The sequence below is a fragment of the Metapseudomonas resinovorans DSM 21078 genome (assembly GCF_000423545.1).
GTDB lineage: Bacteria > Pseudomonadota > Gammaproteobacteria > Pseudomonadales > Pseudomonadaceae > Metapseudomonas > Metapseudomonas resinovorans.
In genome coordinates this window covers 388,564-406,654 of record NZ_AUIE01000002.1, presented here as the reverse complement: position 1 = coordinate 406,654, position 18,091 = coordinate 388,564, and the positions used below count along the sequence as shown (strand labels likewise).

Below are 18,091 nucleotides of genomic sequence, written 5' to 3'. Positions count from 1 at the left end.
GAAATGGAAGACCGCGCTACACAGGAGGAACCTAAATGGACCAGTACGTCATCGCGCCGAGCATCGGCATTGCCAGGGTCGGCAACAGCCCCGACGCCTTCTATCTCGCCCCCGAATCCATCGGCGGCCGTCCCCTGGCCTGCGACGCCCAGGGCCAGCAACTGTTCGACCACGGCCAGCCGTTGTATGTCGAGCAGTACAAGGACGCCGAAGGTCGCATCAAGCGCCAGGCCGCGCGTTTTGCCGTGTACGCCGTGGCGGCGGACGGCTCCACCCGCGAAGTCACCCTGGACGACCCGCAAGTGGCCAGCGTGCAATGGACCGTGCACGTCGCGAACAAAAAGGCCGTCTGGTACAACTTCCAGGAACTCCAGGGCAACCTGCTGCTGGGACCGGACAACAGCTACGAGAAAGTCGGCGTGCCGCTGCGCAATGCCAGCGTTACCGGCGAGCAGGCACGCCAGCAGCTGATCATCGATCCCGGTCCGCGCACCCTGCAGGGCGCCGGCGGCGTGGCCGACTTCTCCAGTGACAGCATCCCGCCGGACTACCGCTTCGGCTCCTTCCCGCCACCGCCGTCCCAGGGACTGCCGATCAAGACACTCGGGGAAATGCGCACCGACCAGCAGGGCCGTCTGCTGGTGCTGGGCGGCTACGGCCACGCCGGCGGCAACCAGTCGATCACCAGCTTCGCCGGCGCCGACGGCTGGCATGACGACATCTCCGACGGGCCGGTGACCTGCACCCTGACGCTGACCAGCGGCCAGGTGCTGAACCTGACGGCCTGGTGCATCGTCGGCTCGCCCAAGTTCGCCCCGGAACTGGAAAACATCGTCACCCTCGACGACCTGGCCTTCGATGTTGCCGTGCGCGACCTCGGCTTGCTGCCGGAACTGTTCAGCAACGGCTGCTACAACCCCGACTACGTGGCCAACTACAGCCGCGACATCGAGCCCATCCTGCGACGCCCCGGCACCTACCGCTGGGTCGCGTCGGTACCGTCGCTCAACAGCTTCTCGCCGCCGCCCTTCGATGCCACCGACGCCAGCGAGCGTACTGCCGAACTGCGCCAGGCCTACTTCCGCCTGTTCCGTGATCCGGGCGCGAACGGTTTCACCGACGGCCAGCAGGGCCAACTGTTCGACGCGGACTCGGGCATCCCGATGATGCCGCTCAATTCAGGTTCCAACTCGGTAAGCAACGCAGTGCTGGCCAAGTTCCTCACCCTGACCCGCACCCAGCACTTCCTGCTCGGCCAATGGGCCGCCGGCAAGTTCAGCCTCGATGCACCGGCGCCGTTGCCCGGTGTCACCGCGCTTGACCGCGCCAGTGTCGGCAACTGCGTGGGCGGCCCGCTCTGCCCCGGCATCGAAGTGACCTGGAGCCTGTACAGCCCGGAGCTCTATGAAGCGCCGTTCCGCATCCGCCACCGCCACGACGAGGCCTACTACTACCAGTACGGCCTGGACCCGCAGGAGAACGAGACCGTCCCCGGCCTGGCCTTCCAGGGCTGCGAACCGGGCGACCTGACCAAGCGCATGGCCATTCCGTGGCAGGCCGACTTCTTCCAGTGCACGGTGCAGTACGTCAACTTCACCGACCCGGAAGTGAACAAGGAAAACGGCGTGCCCAAGGCGCCCAGCTACTACGCCTACTGGTGGCCGCCGCAAAGCCCATGGAACGTGCTGCCCGGCGACAGCACGGCGCTCAGCCAGGACCAGTCCGGCATCCCTGCGGCGCTGCAGTCGATCTACAGCCGCGGGATCAACAGCTTCTCGGAGATGATCCAGGCCTGGCACTACCTGGGCTTCATCACCAACCAGGCGACCGGGCCCTACCGCAGCCTGTTCCCCTACTTCGTGGAGACCGAACGCAACAACGAGCGGTTCGTTGCCGCCAGCGTGGCGGTGGCGGGCGCCGGCAACGTCCTGACCGGCGCCGACGCCAACTTCTTCAACACCTGGTACCTGGCGCCCGATCCCGAGCGGCCGAAGGTGGATACACGCCGGGCCATCGCCACGCGGGGGCACCTTGCACGCTGAGGCGCCGAGGACCCTCGACGTGGTGATCGCCGGGGGAGGGCCGGCCGCTTGTGCGGCCGCCCTCACCCTGCGGCGCTACACCGGTCTCTCGGTGATGTTGCTGGAACAATCGGACTACGACAGCGACAAGGTGGGCGAAACCCTGTCCCCCGGCGCACTGCCCTTGCTGGAGTACCTCGGCGTGGCCGAGGCCTTCCGCGCGGCCGGTTTCCGCCCGTCCTATGCCTTCACCGCTGCCTGGGGTGACGACCAGGTACAGGCGCGGGACTTCCTCTTCACCGGCCGTGGTTACGGCTGGCACCTGGATCGACGTCGCTTCGACAAAGGACTGGCCAGCGCGGCCGGGGCCTTCGGCGCCGAACCCGTGCTCAATGCGCGGCTGCGACAGGTCACGCGTGAGGACGACGGTTGGCGGCTGAAAGCGACAGTGGAGGAACACGAGCTGGCCCTGCGTTGCCGCTTCCTGATCGACGCCACCGGCCGCAGCGCATGGCTGGCAAGGGCCGTGGGTGCGAAGAAGCAGCGCCATGACCGGCTGGTGGGCATCGCCACCTACCACGACGCGTCAGCGACATCGGTAGAGGCCTGCTCCCTGGTGGAGTCCGTGCCCCAAGGCTGGTGGTACAGCGCACCGGTGCCCGATGGTCGTGTTGTATCGGTGCTGATGACCGACTCCGACCTGCTGCAGGACAACCACGCCAGCCGCACCGCGTTCTGGCAGGCCGCGCTGGAGTTGGCGCCGCGGACGCGGGCGCGCATCGGCGGGCTCGACGTACTGGAGCCGCTGCGCGTCTGGCCCGCCCATTCGCAATGGCTGGAGCCCTGCTGCGGCGACGGCTGGGTAGCGGCAGGCGATGCGGCGGCGGCCTTCGATCCGCTCTCGTCCATGGGCATTGGCTACGCCCTCAGCACCGGTATCCAGGCCGCGCGACTGGCCGCCGCGCACTTCACCAACCCGGCCGGAGCCCCGCTCCAGCTCCAGGCCTACAGCGACGACATACGCCACCACGTGGACGAGTACCTCACCCTCAAGCGCGGCTATTACGGCGCCGAAGGGCGCTTCGCCGGAGAGCCATTCTGGGCGCGGAGGCAGAACGGCTGAAGCCATTGACGCCTGCCGCGCCACCGGCGCTGCGTGGGGGAGCGATTTCAGTTGCGGATGATTTCGCTCCCACAGGGGCGCCCTCTTGCGGAAACAACCTCAACTTTTTTCTTCAAGCCATTGATCGGTAACGAGCAGAACGGCTGCGAACAGGCTTTACTTGTCAGCAGATGCCAGAAAAGCCAGGCGAGCCCCGGATAACCGGCAGGACCATGAAGGTCTAAAGATGACAATCGCGTTACACCTCGCCTGACAGCGCCGCTGTTTCCCCGCGCATGGACACAGCGGCCTTCGAGATCGCCAGGAGGGCCACCATGCTGACGCTGCTCAATCTGCTCTCGGCCGTCGCCTTGCTCATCTGGGGCACGCACATCGTGCGTACGGGCATTCTCCGCGTGTATGGCGCCAACCTGCGTCGCCTGCTCAGCCGCAGTGTGCGCCGCCCGCCCCTGGCCTTCGCCGCCGGGATCGGTGTCACCGCCCTGGTACAGAGCAGCAATGCCACCGCGCTGCTGGTCAGCTCCTTCGTCGCCCAGGGGCTGATGCTGCTGGCCCCGGCCCTGGCGATCATGCTCGGTGCGGACGTCGGCACAGCACTGATGGCGCGGGTGCTGACCCTGGACCTGTCGTGGCTGTCGCCGCTGCTGATCTTCTTCGGGGTGATCTTCTTCCTCTCGCGCAAGCAAACGCGCCTGGGCCAACTCGGACGCGTGGCCATCGGCCTCGGGCTGATCATCCTCGCCCTGCAACTGATCATCGCCGCCGCCGAGCCCATCACCACCGCCAAGGGCGTGAAGGTGCTGTTCTCGTCCCTCACCGGTGATGTCCTGCTGGACGCACTGACCGGCGCGCTGTTCGCGATGATCTCCTACTCCAGCCTGGCCGCCGTGCTGCTCACCGCCACACTGGCCGCGTCCAAGGTGATTTCCCTGAAAGTGGCGCTCTGCCTGGTGATCGGTGCGAACCTCGGCAGCGGAGTGCTCGCCCTTCTCAGCAGCAGCCTGCAGAACCCGGCCGGGCGCCGCGTGGCCCTGGGCAGCCTGCTGTTCAAGCTGGCCGGCTGCGTCCTGGTGCTGCCGCTGGTGGGGCCGCTGGCCAACTGGATCGACAGTTGGCCCATCTCCAACGCCGAACTGGTGATCGCCTTCCACCTGCTCTACAACAGTGTGCGATGCGCCCTCTGCCTGCCGCTGGCGGTGCCCATGGCGCGCTTCTGCGACTGGCTGCTGCCGGACCGCCCGCAACCCGACGATGTGGCCAAGCCGCGCCACCTCGACCCCGCAGCCCTGGACACCCCCAGCCTGGCGCTGGCCAACGCCGTGCGCGAAACCCTGCGCATGGGCGATATCGTCGAACAGATGCTGAACAACCTGCTGCACTTGCTGCGCGGCGGCGACCCTCTGCTGGGCAAGGATATCCACAGGCTGGACGACGACATCGACGCGCTTTACACGGCCATCAAACTCTACCTGGCGCGCATGCCCCATGAGGATCTCGGCGAGCGCGACAGCCGACGTTGGGCGGAAATCATCGAGCTGGCCATCAACCTGGAGCAGGCCGGCGACGTCATCGAGCGCATGCTCGACGACGTGCAGAGCAAGAAGAACGCCCAGGGCCACGCGTTCTCCGATGAAGGGCTGGCGGAGATCGTCAATCTCCACGACCAGTTGGTGGAGAACCTGCGCCTGTCTCTATCGGTTTTTCTCAATGGCGACCAGGAGAACGCCAAGCGCCTGCGTCGGGCCAAGCAGCGCTTCCGCATCCTCGAGCGGCGCTACGCCCATGCGCACGTCTCGCGCCTGCACCAGCAGGTGGTGCAGAGCATCGAGACCAGCGCCCTGCACCTGGGCCTGATCAGCGACATGAAGCGACTCAACTCGCTGTTCTGCGCGATTGCCTACGCGGTGCTGGACAACCCCGACGCGCCAGAGGCAGTGGAAGAGGAGCCCGTAGCGGTCGAGCCCCAGCGCTACTTCGAGCCGGAGATCGGCTCACATCGTTGAGCGGCGCTCTTCCCAGCGCGCCGGCCGCTGGGCAGAATCCGGGGATGACCCCACATGACCCGTCCAGTGCCTCGGTCAGCGCCAGTCTGACCCAGGCGATCCTGCATGCTGCGACCCAGCTCGGCCTCAACCGCCAGGAGCTGCTGCGCGCCAGCCAGCTCGATGAGCACCGCCTGGGAGACCCGGACGCGCGGGTCCCCTTCAGTGCCCAGGAGGCACTCTGGGGTGCCATTCACACGCGCCTTCCTCATCCGGAACCGGGTCTGGCCATTGGCCGCGCCCTGGCACCCGGCCAGTTCAGCGTGCTCGGCTACCTGCTGCAGAGCAGCCCGACCCTGGGCGAGGCCCTGGAAGCCGAGCTGCGTTATCAGCGGCTGGTGGGCGAGGGCGGCAGCCTGGCACTGGAGGTGCGGGGCGACGAACTCTGGACCCTGTATCGCCCGCTGCACCCGAAACTACCGGCGACCCGTGCGCGAGTGCTCGCACTGATGGCCTTCTGGCTGGAACTGATGCGCCCGCTGCTGGCAGATCTGCGTCTGGTGCGGGCCTGCTTCGTGCATTCGGCGCCGACGGACATCACGCTCTACCAGCAATGCTTCGCCTGCCCGCTGCAGTTCGACGCGGAGGATTACGCCCTGGTGTTGCCCCTGGCCCTGCGCGCGGCACCACTGAAACAGGCCAACCCGCCCCTCCAGGCGGTGTTGCGTCAGCACGCCGAAGCCTTACTCGCGCGCCTGCCCAGCGAAGGGTTGCGGGCGCGGGTGGTGGCCCTGCTGGGGGCGCAACTGGCCCGTGGCGAACCCGATCGCGGCGCGCTGGCCGCCGCACTCGGCGTCAGCGAACGCACCCTGCAACGGCGCCTGGCGGACGAGGGCAGCAGCTACCAGCAACTGCTCAATGACACTCGCTGCCACCTGGCCGAGCGCCATCTTGAGGAAGGCCGCCTGCCCATCGCCGATATCGCCGTGCTGCTGGGTTACTCCGAGCCCAGCGTGTTCTTCCGCGCCTTCCGTCAATGGACCGGGCTGACGCCGGGGGAATACCGGCAGAAGCACAAAGACTGATCACCGGGGCGCTTGGCAACTTCATCTGTAGGAGTCAACCCACCTTGGGCGCAATTCCCCGCGCCTTGAGGAACGCCAGGAACGCCTCGCGGCTGGAATACGTCGGGCGGTAGCCGAACTCTTCCTTCAGCCGGCGGTTGTCCAGTACCGGGCGGTAGCGCAGGAAATCCAGTTGCTCCGGGCCGTACTGGGTCAGGCCGAGCGGCTTGAGCAGGGCCAGGGCGGTGCGCAGCAGGCCGGCAGGGAGGGGGCGGTAGGGCTTGCCGAGGATGCCGGCGATCTCGGCCATGCTCAGCGCACCATCGCCGGCCAGGTTGTAGATACCTTCGGCGCCGCGCTCCAGGCCCTCGCGGATGATCGCCACCACGTCCTGGTCCCAGATGAACACGAAGCGGCTCTCATGGCCCTTGATGCCCAGCACCGAGCGCTTCTGGAACAGTTCGGTGATCTGGTTGTTCACCTGCTCGCCGAGGATGGTGCCGGGGCGCAGGACCAGTTGGCGCAGTTGCGGATGCTGCCTGCGCGCATCGGCCAGCAGCAGTTCCACCTCACGCTTGTGACGGGCATAGGCGAAAAGGTCATGGCCACGCAGCGGGTGCTGTTCGTCGATCCACTCGGCGTTCTCCGGGTAATAGCCGTAGGCGGCGCCGGAGCTGGTGACGATCAACTGGCCCACGCCATGAGCCACAGCCGCGTCCAGCACGGCGCGGGTGCCGCCGACGTCGATGGCGTGCAGGCGCGCTTCACTCATGCCGCGCGGCGGCGTCACCACCGAAGCCAGGTGCACGATGGCATCGGGCTTCCAGCGCTGAACGCAGGCGGCCACTTCGCGGGGCAGACTGATGTCCAATGGCACCGGTTCGATATTGGGCTTGAGCCCCTGCCGAGTCAGCGGGCGGATGTCCGCCGCCACCAGGGTCCAGTCCGGGTGACGCGCGGCCAGGTCGTTCAAGACCTGCTGGCCGATGAAACCGGCGGCGCCGGTGATCAGGACGCGCACGGCATTTCCTCCTGGACACGGGGCGCACGGCGCCGCCAGACAGCCACCAGCGACAGGCCGGACACGATGTGCCAGAGCCCCCAGAAGCCCGCCACCAGGGCCATGTCCAACTGGCCGCCGAACTGGGTCAGGATCAGCCCCAGCGCCAGCCCGGAGTTCTGCATGCCAACCTCGATGGTCAGGGCGCGGCGGTCTGCCTCGGACAGTCCAACCAGGCGCGAGGCGCTCCAGCCCAGCAGCAAGGCGGTGGCGTTGTGGCCGACCACCACCAGCAGCACCAGGCCGGCATTGGCCACCAGCAACTGCCAATTGCCTGCTGCCGCCACGACCAGGAAGCCGCCGAAGGCCAGCAGCGAAAAGCGTTTGAACCAGGGCAGCACGCGAGCGCTCAGGGCCGGGGCGAGGTTGCCCGCGGCCATACCGGCCAACAGCGGCAGCACCAGCAGTACGACCAGGCCGCCGATGATGCCGCTAGCGTCGACATCCAGGCTGCTCATCTGGCCCTGGAGGAAGGCGGCGGTGTCCGGGTTGAGGCTGGCGGTGGCGGCGAAGTTCAGCGGCAGGCTGATGATCGCCAGCAGGCTCGAAAGGCTGGTGACGCTCACCGAGAGCGCGGTATTGCCGCGCGCCAGATGGGTGATGACGTTGGACAGGTTGCCGCCGGGGCACGCGGCCACCAGCAACATGCCCAGCTCCAGGCCGGGGCGCAGATCGAGGAAGAGGGTGACGACGAGGGTCAGCCAGGGCAGCAGCAGGCACTGGCAGAGCAGCCCCACCAGGGCCGGCAGCGGCCGTTTCAGTACCAGGAGGAAATGGGCCAGGCGCAGCTCCAGGGCCACGCCGAACATCAGCGCGGCGAGCACCAGCCCGAGTATCAGTTGCTGACTGCTGTCGTAGTTCATCGAGGAGAGTCTCTTGTTGTTCTTCTGTCGCCCACGCAGGCGCAAGGCCAGGGCAGCTTAGCCCTCAACCCTCGCGCCGGCAGTGGCCGACATCGCCAGGCCGAGTGGCCAATCGCGACAGGCACCGGCCGGTTGCCAGGCCACGCACACTGGGCCAGAGTGCCAGCATTCGCCCCGGAGCAGGACGTCCATGTCGATCAGGAAACTGCGCATCAGCGATATCGAAGCCTTGCACCGGCTGTTCGCCGACGTCAGCGCCGAAGGCGAGTTTCTCCTGCGCGCCGAAGCGCCGCCGATCGAGCCTATGCGCGCCATGCTACTGCGCGCGCTGCCGTTGAACCTGCCGCAGTTCGTCGCCGATTCGGAAGGCGAGCTGGTGGGCTCCATCGAGATTTTCCCGGCCAGTTTCTGCCAGCAAGGGGACGACTCGGGCGAGGACTTCGGCTTGCTCGGCATGCAGGTACTCAAGGCCCATCGCGGCCAAGGCCTGGGAGGCTTGCTGATGGAAGCGGCGCTGGAGCAGTGCCTGCAACTGGGCATGCCGCGGGTCGACCTGACAGTGCTGAAGTCCAACCTCCCGGCCATCCGCCTCTACGAGCGCTTCGATTTCCTCTGGGTGGAAGACCTGCCGCCCGTGACCCTACCCAACGGCCGCCCCGACCAACCGCAGAAGATGCGCCTGCGCCTGGTCTGAGCCGCAGGCCGTCAGGCCGGTCGCCGCGCGCCTTCTCAGGGCTGGCGGCGGGCAGTATCCTGCGCGCCTCCGCCCCCAGCCCTGTCGCGACCGATGCTGCTGCCCGCCTTCAAACCCCATGTGCTCAAGCTGATCGAGCTGTTGCAGCGTCACCCACGGCTGATCGCCCTCTATGGCTTCTGCTCGGGCATGGCGAGCTTCTTCCTGGTCGATCGGGGCGCGCGGGTGGCCAAGGTGATCGCCATCCTGCTGCTGGTCAGCTGGATCTGGCTGATGCTGGAGAACCTCTTCCGACGCGGCGTCGAACGGCTCTTCGGCATCGAGTTGCCGCCGCCACTGATGCGTTTCCTGACCCAATTGATCCACCAGGAAAGCCTGTTCTTCGTACTGCCGTTCTTTGCCATCACCACCAGTTGGAACAGCGGCCAGGCCCTGTTCACCGGCCTGCTGGGGGCGGCAGCGCTTTGCTCGATCACCGACCCGATCTACAACCGCCACCTGGCGCCGCGCCGCTGGTTGTTCCTCGCCTATCACACGCTCACGCTGTTCGCCGTGCTGCTGGCGGCGTTGCCGCTGATCCTCCAGCAGACCACCGCCCAGAGCTACCGCTGGGCGCTGGGCATTGCCGTGGCGCTGTCCTTCGTCAGTCTGTTCGGTGTCATCCGCGTGCAGAGCTGGTGGCGCGGCCTGGGGCTGGTAGGCCTGACGCTGGCCCTGGGTGGGCTGGGCTGGGTGACGCGAAGCTGGGTACCGCCGGCGACCCTCTGGCTCACCGAAGTGGCGGTCACCCCGGATCTGGACAACCACAAGCGCACTCCGGGTGATGGCATCAACGAAGTCAGCGCCGCCGAGCTGCGTAGCAAAGGGCTCTACGCCTATACCGCAATCAATGCGCCGCGCGGGCTGAACGAGCGCATCTATCACGTGTGGCGCTTCAACGGCCGCGAAGTGGACCGCATCGCCCTGGATATCCATGGCGGCCGCGAAGCGGGCTACCGCGCCTGGACCCACAAGCAGAACTTCCCCGGAAATCCCGTGGGCCGCTGGCAGGTGCAGGTGCTGACCGAGGCGGGTCAGATGATCGGCACCTTGCGCTTCCGGGTGACCCCGTCCGAGCTGCCGCCCAAGCCCCACTGATTACTCGGCCGAACGTCTCACAGCCCCGAAGGATCAGCCGAAGAACCAGTAGCAGACGCCGATGGCCGCCAGCACGCCGGCCAGTTCCGCGGCCAGGGCGCAGCCCACGGCGTGGCGCACACGCTGGATACCCACCGAACCGAAGTAGACCGCCAGCACGTAGAAGGTGGTTTCCGTGCTGCCTTGCACCGTGGCCGCCACCAGCGCCGGGAAGCTGTCGACGCCCTGGCTCTGCATGGTCTCGATCAGCATGGCGCGGGCCGCGCTGCCGGAGAACGGTTTGACCAGGGCGGTGGGCAGGGCCTCGACGAAGCGGGTGTCCCAGCCGAACCACTCGACCATCGCGCGAATGCCGTCCAGGCCGAAGTCCAGCGCGCCAGAGGCACGCATCACGCCAATCGCGCAGAGCATGGCCACGAGATAGGGCAGGAGGTTCTTCGCTACATCGAAGCCTTCCTTGGCACCCTCCACGAAGGACTCGTAGACCGGCACGCGCTTCAGCGCGCCCACCAGGAGGAAGATCAGGATGATGCCGAACAAGGTGAGGTTGCCGAGCAAGGAAGACAACGCCGCCAGGGCCGTGGCGGAAAGACCGGCGAGTAACGCCATGAAGCCGCCCAGCAACAGCGCTCCGGGCACCAGGTAAGCCAGCACCACCGGGTCCCACAGCCGCAGGCGTTGCACCAGGGCCACCGAAAGCAGCCCCACCAGGGTGGACGCGCTGGTGGCGAGGAGGATGGGCAGGAACACCAGGGTCGGGTCCTCGGCGCCTTGCTGTGCGCGGTACATGAAGATCGACACCGGCAGCAGGGTCAGGGACGAGGCGTTGAGCACCAGAAAGAGAATCTGCGCGTTGCTCGCCGTGGTCGGACTGGGGTTGAGATCCTGCAAGGCACGCATCGCCTTGAGACCGATGGGCGTGGCGGCGTTGTCCAGCCCCAGGCCATTGGCGGCGAAGTTCAGGGTGATCAGGCCGAGGGCGGGGTGTCCCTTGGGTACTTCAGGCATCAGGCGGTGGAACAGCGGCGCGAGAATGCGCCCGAGCCACTCCACCAGGCCGGCCTTCTCGGCGATGCGCAGGAAGCCCATCCACAGGGTCAGGGTGCCGAACAGCAGGATCATCACTTCGACCGAGAGCTTGGCCATGGCGAACAGGCTTTCCACCATCGCCGCCCAGACACCCGGGTCACCCCCGATCCAGCGCCCCAGCGCGGCCACTGCCGCCACCAGGAAAAACCCCAGCCACAGGCCGTTGAGCATTTGCAGTCCCCCCGAAATCAATGAGGCGGATTCTAGCGGGGCAGCCTGTACCGCGGCGAATTCATTGGCGATGTCTGCGTAACGTGTTGGAGGGTCCGGAGTCCCCTTGTAGGAGCTGGCTTGCCAGCGAATGCGGACAGGTTCGCCAGCCAGGCCGAAAGGCTGCCCCATCACAGCAGCGAACGCCGGCTAACAAAAAGCCCCGACCAGGTCGGGGCTTTCCGTCGATCAGATGAAGGCTCAGTCGATCACCGCATCGCCTTGGCGCTGCGCGTTGCCGTTGCGAACGCTCGGCAGGGAAGCCAGGTAGCGCTCGCCCTTCTCGGCGTCGTACATGCCCTCCCACTTGGCGATCACCAGCACCGCCAGGGCATTGCCGATCACATTCAGGGCGGTGCGGGCCATGTCCATGATGCGGTCGACGCCAGCGATGAAGGCCAGGCCTTCCAGCGGAATACCGACGCTGCCCAGGGTAGCCAGCAGCACCACGAAGGAGACGCCCGGCACGCCGGCGATGCCCTTGGAGGTGACCATCAGGGTCAGCACCAGCAGCAGTTGCTGGCTGATGGACAGGTCAATGCCGTAGAGCTGGGCGATGAAGATGGCGGCGATGCTCTGGTAGAGGGTCGAGCCATCGAGGTTGAAGGAGTAGCCGGTGGGTACCACGAAGCTGCTGATGGCGCGCGGCGCGCCGTAGGCTTCCATCTTCTCGATGATGCGCGGCAGTACGGTTTCCGAGCTGGCGGTGGAGTAGGCCAGCACCAGCTCGTCCTTGAAGATGCGCATCAGCTTGATGATGGAGAAACCGAACAGGCGAGCCACCAGGCCGAGGACCATGAAGGCGAAGAAGGCGATGGCGAAGTAGACCAGCACCACCAGCTTGGCCAGCGGCAGCAGGGAGGCGAAGCCGAAGTTGGCCACGGTCACGGCGATCAGCGCGAACACGCCAATGGGGGCGTAGGCCATGATCATGTGGGTGACCTTGAACATGGTCTCGGACACGCCCTGGAACACCCTGACCAGGGGCTCGCGCGTTTCCGTCGGCAGGCTGGACAGGCCAAGGCCGAACATCACCGAGAAGAAGATGATCGGCAGCATCTCGCCACGGGCCACGGCGGCGAAGATGTTGGACGGGATCAGGTTCAGCAGGGTCGAGATCAGCGCGTGGTCATGCTGCACTTCCTGGGCGGTCTGCTGGTACTTGGAGATATCCACGGTACCCAGCGTGCTCATGTCGATGCCGGTGCCGGGCTGGAAGAAGTTGGCCAGCAGCAGGCCGACCACGATTGCCACCGTGGTGATGATTTCGAAGTAGAGGATGGTCTTCAGGCCGATACGGCCAAGCTTCTTGGCATCGCCGACACCGGCAATGCCGACAATGAGCGAGGCGATGACGATCGGGATGACGATCATCTTGATCAGGCGGATGAAGATGTCACCAGCCGGTTGCAGGACGTTGGCGATCCACCAGGCCTTCTCGGCACTGAAGTGGTTGAGCAGGGCGCCAATGGCGATACCCAGCACCAGCCCGATGAGAATCTGCCATGCGAGGCTCAGTCTGGCCTTGGTCATAGTCGTCACCCTCTGATTTCTTGTGGAAGTAGGGAGCACGGCTTCGTCCGGGATGGCCGGCCGAACCGCAAAGGGGCGCCATGATTCATAGGGTGCTAACGATCGTCTAATGCCGTAACCGTCTACCCCATGCCGAGTCGGCATGAGCCCACATGAATGGGACGTTGGTTCCAGCGCTATCCGTATGGCGACTTCGGTATAGGCCTTTTCCTAGGACTGCGGCGGCAAAGTGCATGCACGCCATCTAGGCTGACTGGGGCCGGCCCGATCGGGCCGCCAATCTGTGGCTGAATGGAGAGCGGCGATGAAGAAGGTCCTGGTGCTGTATTACTCGATGTACGGTCATATCGAACGCATGGCGGAATCGGTCGCCGAAGGTGCGCGCAGCGTGCCGGGCGTGGAAGTGACCCTGAAACGGGTGCCGGAAACCATGCCTGAGGACGTGGCCCGCAAAGCCGGCGCCAAGCTGGACCAGGCCGCACCCGTCGCCAGTCCGCAGGAACTGGCTGACTACGACGCCATTCTGTTCGGCACGCCGACCCGCTTCGGCAACATGACTGCACAGATGCGCAACTTCCTCGACCAGACCGGCGGACTCTGGGTGAAGGGGGCGCTGATCGGCAAGGTCGGCAGCGTCTTCACCTCCACCGGCACCGGCGGTGGCTCGGAAACCACCATCACCTCGTTCTGGAACACCCTGGCGCACCACGGAATGCTGATCGCCGGCCTCCCTTACTCGGCGCCGGAACTCGGCGATATCAGCGAATTGCGCGGCGGCTCACCCTATGGCGCGGCCACCGTGGCCGGCGCCGACGGTTCGCGCACGCCAAGCGCCAAGGAGCTGGCCCTGGCGAAATTCCAGGGCGCACACGTGGCGACTATGGTGAGCAGGATGACGTGAAGGGAGGCGAACGAAGCATTCAATACTGAGGCAGTATTTTTCCGCTGCCCACCGGGAGCTGGAGCATTTCCAGCTCCCGGCAGCAGCTTGCCTGACCCGGCCCGCATGGCTGCGGAGGCACCCCGTCTGCCCCTGGGTCACGCCGCTCCTGATGACGCGGAACAACCCGGCCCCCTGGTCCATCAGCCCGTTACCGGGCATTGATCCCTGAAGCGTTCGAACCTCGTCAGCCGGATCGGCGCCCCATGATGAAGGACACGATGAACAGCACCAGGAAGATAATGAAAAGAATCTTCGCGATGCCCGCGGCGGTCCCGGCGATGCCGCCAAACCCCAGCACGGCGGCAACGATGGCAATGACCAGGAAAGTAAGTGCCCAGCTCAACATGGCCTTTCTCCTTCTGCTTTTGGTGTTGTCAGCGCAGCGGCCGTTGGCGCGACTGCGCAAGGACCGCCGGCACGACACAGGGTGTCGGGTCGGCAGGTGTTGCGATTCTGTGGAAAGCGCTGCGCGAATAGACGAAGCGGCACAGCGAGAGGCTCAGGGCGACGAGGAGATTCCACATGACGAAACGCCTCCCAAGAGATTCAGAAAACCCAGCGCGGCTGGATGCCGATATCGGCCTGGATGCGCGAGCTCACCTCGTGCAGCGGGCCGTCGGCGCGAACCGGTGCCGTCGAGCTGCTTGGCTCCGCTGCGGGAATCTGCAATGGCCTGGGCTGGACGCGATCGCGCAAGTGGTGTTCGGCAAGCGTGCCGAGTACCACGAGTGCGATCAGCAGGGCCATGAGCCACTTGGATGAGCACCATGGGAAACCGTTCATCCTCGAATCCTCCCTTGGGACGGATTTTCGACCTCGAGACTTCTCAGCTGCATGGCCCATGCCACTCGTGGCCATTAAAGAAGCATCGACAATTCAATTGGTTACGCCAGCGCTCCAGCCTGGCCTGACGGCACTTTGCACGATCAGGACCTGCTCATCGGGCAAATTGCACGCTTTCAAAAGGCCCGGAACCTCCCTGTTCCAGGCGGAGTGCTCCTGGGGTGCGCAGGGGTCACAAGAGGTAAAAAAGACCCATGCACATTCAGGTACAGGGACTATGGCAAGGCCTGTGCCAGTCCTTCCGATTGGCAAATATCCATATAGATCAAATGGTTAGCCTTTAAGCCAGGACTTCCTACACTTGCATGCTGCAAGAGCTGTAGGAAAAGCGCGTGCAACTTGCACGATATTTCTTGGACTAACTTTCTATGACTCGGAAATGGAGTGAGAGCATGGAACAGGTAACCGAGAACCAGGGACGAATCCTGCTGGTGGATGACGAAGCCGCCATCCTGCGTACCTTCCGCTACTGCCTCGAGGACGAGGGCTACAGCGTCGCCACTGCGGGTAGCGCGGCGCAGGTCGAAGCGCTCCTGCAGCGACAAGTGTTCGATCTGTGCTTCCTCGACCTGCGCCTGGGTGAAGACAACGGCCTGGATGTGCTGGCGCAGATGCGCGTACAGGCCCCCTGGATGCGCGTGGTGATCGTCACCGCGCACTCAGCGGTGGATACCGCGGTGGACGCGATGCAGGCCGGAGCCGCTGATTACCTGGTCAAGCCCTGCAGTCCGGATCAGTTGCGCATGGCTGCGGCAAAGCAATTGGAAGTGCGCCAACTCACCGCGCGCCTGGAAGCCCTGGAGGGCGAGATGCGCCGGGTCGGCGACGGCCTGGATTCGCAGAGTCCGGCGATGATGACGGTGCTGGACACCGCCCGGCAGGTGGCCGCTACCGACGCCAACATCCTCATCCTTGGCGAGTCCGGCACCGGCAAGGGCGAACTGGCACGCGCCATCCACGGCTGGAGCAAACGGGCGAAGAAGTCCTTTGTCACCATCAACTGCCCCTCGCTATCGGCGGACCTGATGGAGAGCGAGCTGTTCGGCCACAACCGCGGCGCCTTCACCGGCGCCAGCGAAAGCACCCTGGGCCGGGTCAACCAGGCCGACGGCGGCACCCTGTTCCTCGACGAGATCGGCGACTTCCCGCTGAGCCTGCAGCCCAAGCTGCTGCGCTTCATCCAGGACAAGGAGTACGAGCGGGTAGGCGACCCGGTGACGCGCCGCGCCGATGTGCGCATCCTCGCCGCGACCAATCTCGACCTGGACGAGATGTCCCGCGATGGCCGCTTCCGTGAGGACCTGCTCTACCGCATCAACGTGATCGCCCTGCGCTTGCCGCCATTGCGGGAGCGCCACGAGGACACCCTCGACCTTGCCGAACGTTTCCTGGCTCGCTTCGTCAACGAGTACGGACGCCCCGCACGCGCCTTCAGCGAAGAAGCGCTGGCGGCGATGCTGGGTTATCGCTGGCCGGGCAACGTGCGCGAACTGCGCAATGTGGTCGAACGCGCCAGCATCATCTGCAACCAGGAACAGGTGGAAGTCAGCCACCTGGGCCTGGGCGACTCCCCCATCGCCAACGCACCACGGGTAGGCGGCCCGCTGAGCCTGGAAGAACTGGAGCGCGCACATATCGCCGGTGTCCTGGCCAACTGCGAGACCCTTGACCAGGCCGCCCGCACACTCGGCATCGATGCCTCGACCCTGTACCGCAAGCGCAAGCTCTACGGCCTCTGAACGGGCCGCCACCATGCGACTGCGTACCAGGCTGTTCCTGAGCATCTCCGCGCTGATCACCGTGGCCCTGGTGGGCGTCTTGCTGGGGCTGGTCAGCGTGATGCAAATGGCCGGTTCCCAGGAACGCCTGATCAATCAGGCCTTCTCCACCATCGATATCAGCCTGCGCATGCGCCAGCACCTGGGCGACCAGATGGTCAATCTGATGGGCAAGGACCTCGATTCGCCGGCCCTGCAAGCCTCGCAGCAGAAGTTTCTCGCCGCGCTGGAAGAGGGCCTGAGTTCGACGACGGATGCGCAGACCCGCGAGCACTTCCAGCGGATCGCCGCGTCCTACCAGGTGTTCCTCGATGTGATGCGCCAGCCCGCCAGCCTACGCTGGAGCCTGCTGGACGACGATGATTTCAGCCACGCGCTGGACATCCTGCGCACCAGCATGGTGGAACTGCAGCGCCATTCGCTGTCGGTCGTGGGAGATGCGGAAGGTGCGGCGCGCGACCGCGCCTTGCTGATCGCCAGCCTGCTCGGACTGCTCGGGGTGGCGGTGCTGCTGATCGGTTTCGTCACCGCCCAGGGAATCGCCCGGCGCTTCGGTGCGCCCATCGACGCACTGGCCAAGGCGGCCGACCAGATAGGACGCGGGGACTTCCGGGTCACCCTGCCGCTTTCGCCGGTAAACGAGGTGGCGGCGCTGGTCCGCCGCTTCGGCCTGATGGCCGAGGCCCTGCGCCAGCTCAAGGAAACCAATATCGAGAAACTGCTGGCTGAACAGCAGCGTTTGAAAGCGGTGCTCGACAGCATTGACGACGGCCTGCTGATCGTCGATCGCCAGGGGCGCATCCAGCACGCCAATCCGGTGGCCCAGCGGCAGCTGTCCTGGGCGGAAGCGCCGCTCGGCCAGCCGCTGTCGCAGGCCCTCGGCCGACCGGATCTGGACGAGTTGGCGCAACGCGTCTTGCGCGGAGAACCCCTGGAGGACGAGCCTGAAGACCTGGTGATCGAAGCCGATGGTGAGCAACGTCTGCTCAGTTGGCGGCTGACGCCAGTGCTGCTGGACGAGGGGCGCCTGCTGGGCGGGGTGATGGTGTTGCGCGACGTCACCGAAGAGCGCGCCTTCGAACGGGTACGCAACGAGTTTGTGCTGCGTGCCTCCCACGAACTGCGCACGCCGGTGACCGGCATGCAGATGGCCTTCGGGCTGCTCAATGAGCGCCTGCGCTTCGATTCGGAAAGTCGCGAGGCCGACCTGCAGAGGACGGTAGACGAAGAGATGCAGCGACTGGTGCGGCTGATCAACGACCTGCTGGATTTCTCCCGTTACCAGAGCGGTGTGCAGGCCCTGGAGCGTGAGCCCTGCGACCTGGAGGAGCTGCTCGCCACCCTGCGCCAGCGCTACAGCGCCCATGCCGACGAGCGCGGCATCGAGATCGAGCTGGAACTGCACCCACCGCTGCCACGGGTAAAGCTGGACCGCCTGCAGATCGAACGCGTGCTGGACAACCTGGTGGGTAATGCCATGCGCCACAGTTCGGAAGGCGGGCACATTCGTCTGCAGGCCCGTCGCCACGGCGAACGGGTGCTGTTGAGCGTGGCGGACGACGGCGAGGGCGTGCCTTACAGCCAGCAGGCGCGGATCTTCGAGCCCTTCGTGCAGGTCGGCCACCGCAAGGGTGGCGCCGGCCTCGGTCTGGCCCTGTGCAAGGAGATCGTGCAACTGCATGGCGGCCGTATCGGTCTCTACTCACGACCGGGGCAGGGCGCACAGTTCTATATGACGTTGCCGGTGTAGG

General features: G+C 65.8%; 16 protein-coding genes. 9 read left to right on the top strand and 7 right to left on the bottom strand.

Features of this window, described 5'->3' with window-relative positions:
- Positions 1-35 precede the first annotated feature (35 nt).
- The 4 genes from lodA to G559_RS0104470 all read left to right on the top strand — a co-directional run bounded on the left by lodA (position 36) and on the right by G559_RS0104470 (position 6,211).
- The gene (gene lodA / locus G559_RS28430) at positions 36-2,042 is read left to right on the top strand and encodes a CTQ-dependent lysine 6-oxidase LodA (protein WP_051246394.1); all 2,007 of its coding nucleotides are present in this window, start codon (positions 36-38) and stop codon (positions 2,040-2,042) included.
- Positions 2,032-3,144, top strand: a complete 1,113-nt coding sequence (locus G559_RS28425) for a tryptophan 7-halogenase (protein WP_162144800.1) — start codon at positions 2,032-2,034, stop codon at positions 3,142-3,144. The genes lodA and G559_RS28425 overlap by 11 nt, the downstream gene beginning before the upstream one ends.
- Positions 3,145-3,458: 314 nt before the next feature.
- On the top strand, positions 3,459-5,147 hold the full coding sequence (locus G559_RS0104475; protein WP_028627107.1) for a Na/Pi cotransporter family protein: 1,689 nt from the start codon (positions 3,459-3,461) through the stop codon (positions 5,145-5,147).
- Positions 5,148-5,191: 44 nt separating this feature from the next.
- Positions 5,192-6,211 (top strand): AraC family transcriptional regulator, encoded by a 1,020-nt coding sequence (locus G559_RS0104470; protein WP_028627106.1) that lies wholly within the window; start codon positions 5,192-5,194, stop codon positions 6,209-6,211.
- Positions 6,212-6,245: 34 nt separating this feature from the next.
- Here the strand turns inward: G559_RS0104470 and G559_RS0104465 are convergent, their stop codons facing one another.
- Complete coding sequence (locus tag G559_RS0104465) at positions 6,246-7,211, bottom strand: SDR family oxidoreductase (RefSeq protein WP_028627105.1); 966 nt, start codon at positions 7,209-7,211, stop codon at positions 6,246-6,248.
- The gene (locus G559_RS0104460; protein WP_028627104.1) at positions 7,199-8,113 is read right to left on the bottom strand and encodes a bile acid:sodium symporter family protein; all 915 of its coding nucleotides are present in this window, start codon (positions 8,111-8,113) and stop codon (positions 7,199-7,201) included. The genes G559_RS0104465 and G559_RS0104460 overlap by 13 nt, the downstream gene beginning before the upstream one ends.
- A 190-nt stretch (positions 8,114-8,303) precedes the next feature.
- On the opposite strand from G559_RS0104460, the gene G559_RS0104455 reads away from it, so the two are divergent.
- Positions 8,304-8,807 carry a GNAT family N-acetyltransferase gene (locus tag G559_RS0104455; protein WP_028627103.1) on the top strand — a complete coding sequence of 168 codons (504 nt, stop codon included), beginning with the start codon at positions 8,304-8,306 and terminating at the stop codon, positions 8,805-8,807.
- Positions 8,808-8,900: 93 nt separating this feature from the next.
- Positions 8,901-9,944 carry a DUF5924 family protein gene (locus tag G559_RS0104450; protein WP_028627102.1) on the top strand — a complete coding sequence of 348 codons (1,044 nt, stop codon included), beginning with the start codon at positions 8,901-8,903 and terminating at the stop codon, positions 9,942-9,944.
- Between the two features lie 33 nt (positions 9,945-9,977).
- Here G559_RS0104450 and G559_RS0104445 read toward each other — a convergent pair whose 3' ends face one another.
- Positions 9,978-11,204, bottom strand: a complete 1,227-nt coding sequence (locus G559_RS0104445; protein WP_028627101.1) for a nucleoside recognition domain-containing protein — start codon at positions 11,202-11,204, stop codon at positions 9,978-9,980.
- A 240-nt stretch (positions 11,205-11,444) separates the two neighbouring features.
- Complete coding sequence (gene gltP, locus G559_RS0104440) at positions 11,445-12,776, bottom strand: glutamate/aspartate:proton symporter GltP (protein WP_028627100.1); 1,332 nt, start codon at positions 12,774-12,776, stop codon at positions 11,445-11,447.
- Positions 12,777-13,080: 304 nt separating this feature from the next.
- Here gltP and wrbA point away from each other — a divergent pair, with 304 nt between their 5' ends.
- The gene (wrbA, locus tag G559_RS0104435) at positions 13,081-13,677 is read left to right on the top strand and encodes an NAD(P)H:quinone oxidoreductase (RefSeq protein WP_028627099.1); all 597 of its coding nucleotides are present in this window, start codon (positions 13,081-13,083) and stop codon (positions 13,675-13,677) included.
- A 226-nt stretch (positions 13,678-13,903) separates the two neighbouring features.
- Here wrbA and G559_RS29725 read toward each other — a convergent pair whose 3' ends face one another.
- Genes G559_RS29725 through G559_RS0104425 form a run of 3 tightly spaced genes read right to left on the bottom strand, consistent with a single transcriptional unit; the run spans position 13,904 to position 14,502 of the window.
- Positions 13,904-14,065: a DUF1328 domain-containing protein gene (locus G559_RS29725; protein WP_028627098.1), complete on the bottom strand. Its 162-nt coding sequence runs from the start codon at positions 14,063-14,065 to the stop codon at positions 13,904-13,906.
- Between the two features lie 28 nt (positions 14,066-14,093).
- Positions 14,094-14,243, bottom strand: a complete 150-nt coding sequence (locus tag G559_RS30585; protein WP_162144799.1) for a hypothetical protein — start codon at positions 14,241-14,243, stop codon at positions 14,094-14,096.
- A gap of 22 nt (positions 14,244-14,265) precedes the next feature.
- Positions 14,266-14,502, bottom strand: a complete 237-nt coding sequence (locus G559_RS0104425; RefSeq protein WP_137822096.1) for a hypothetical protein — start codon at positions 14,500-14,502, stop codon at positions 14,266-14,268.
- Between the two features lie 452 nt (positions 14,503-14,954).
- Here G559_RS0104425 and algB point away from each other — a divergent pair, with 452 nt between their 5' ends.
- Both algB and G559_RS0104415 read left to right on the top strand, forming a co-directional pair.
- Positions 14,955-16,301, top strand: coding sequence for a sigma-54-dependent response regulator transcription factor AlgB (algB, locus tag G559_RS0104420; RefSeq protein WP_028627096.1), 1,347 nt, complete (start codon positions 14,955-14,957; stop codon positions 16,299-16,301).
- Between the two features lie 13 nt (positions 16,302-16,314).
- Positions 16,315-18,090, top strand: coding sequence for a KinB sensor domain-containing domain (locus tag G559_RS0104415; RefSeq protein WP_028627095.1), 1,776 nt, complete (start codon positions 16,315-16,317; stop codon positions 18,088-18,090).
- The last annotated feature ends 1 nt before the right edge of the window (position 18,091 follow it).

What these genes read in the sequence shown, in the direction of transcription:
- lodA (WP_051246394.1), top strand. Translation starts at nt 36, where the DNA reads ATGGACCAGTACGTCATCGCGCCGAGCATCGGCATTGCCAGGGTCGGC.
- G559_RS0104475 (WP_028627107.1), top strand. Translation starts at nt 3,459, where the DNA reads ATGCTGACGCTGCTCAATCTGCTCTCGGCCGTCGCCTTGCTCATCTGG.
- G559_RS0104470 (WP_028627106.1), top strand. Translation starts at nt 5,192, where the DNA reads ATGACCCCACATGACCCGTCCAGTGCCTCGGTCAGCGCCAGTCTGACC.
- G559_RS0104460 (WP_028627104.1), bottom strand. Translation starts at nt 8,113, where the DNA reads ATGAACTACGACAGCAGTCAGCAACTGATACTCGGGCTGGTGCTCGCC.
- G559_RS0104455 (WP_028627103.1), top strand. Translation starts at nt 8,304, where the DNA reads ATGTCGATCAGGAAACTGCGCATCAGCGATATCGAAGCCTTGCACCGG.
- G559_RS0104450 (WP_028627102.1), top strand. Translation starts at nt 8,901, where the DNA reads ATGCTGCTGCCCGCCTTCAAACCCCATGTGCTCAAGCTGATCGAGCTG.
- G559_RS0104445 (WP_028627101.1), bottom strand. Translation starts at nt 11,204, where the DNA reads ATGCTCAACGGCCTGTGGCTGGGGTTTTTCCTGGTGGCGGCAGTGGCC.
- gltP (WP_028627100.1), bottom strand. Translation starts at nt 12,776, where the DNA reads ATGACCAAGGCCAGACTGAGCCTCGCATGGCAGATTCTCATCGGGCTG.
- wrbA (WP_028627099.1), top strand. Translation starts at nt 13,081, where the DNA reads ATGAAGAAGGTCCTGGTGCTGTATTACTCGATGTACGGTCATATCGAA.
- G559_RS29725 (WP_028627098.1), bottom strand. Translation starts at nt 14,065, where the DNA reads ATGTTGAGCTGGGCACTTACTTTCCTGGTCATTGCCATCGTTGCCGCC.
- G559_RS30585 (WP_162144799.1), bottom strand. Translation starts at nt 14,243, where the DNA reads ATGTGGAATCTCCTCGTCGCCCTGAGCCTCTCGCTGTGCCGCTTCGTC.
- G559_RS0104425 (WP_137822096.1), bottom strand. Translation starts at nt 14,502, where the DNA reads ATGAACGGTTTCCCATGGTGCTCATCCAAGTGGCTCATGGCCCTGCTG.
- algB (WP_028627096.1), top strand. Translation starts at nt 14,955, where the DNA reads ATGGAACAGGTAACCGAGAACCAGGGACGAATCCTGCTGGTGGATGAC.
- G559_RS0104415 (WP_028627095.1), top strand. Translation starts at nt 16,315, where the DNA reads ATGCGACTGCGTACCAGGCTGTTCCTGAGCATCTCCGCGCTGATCACC.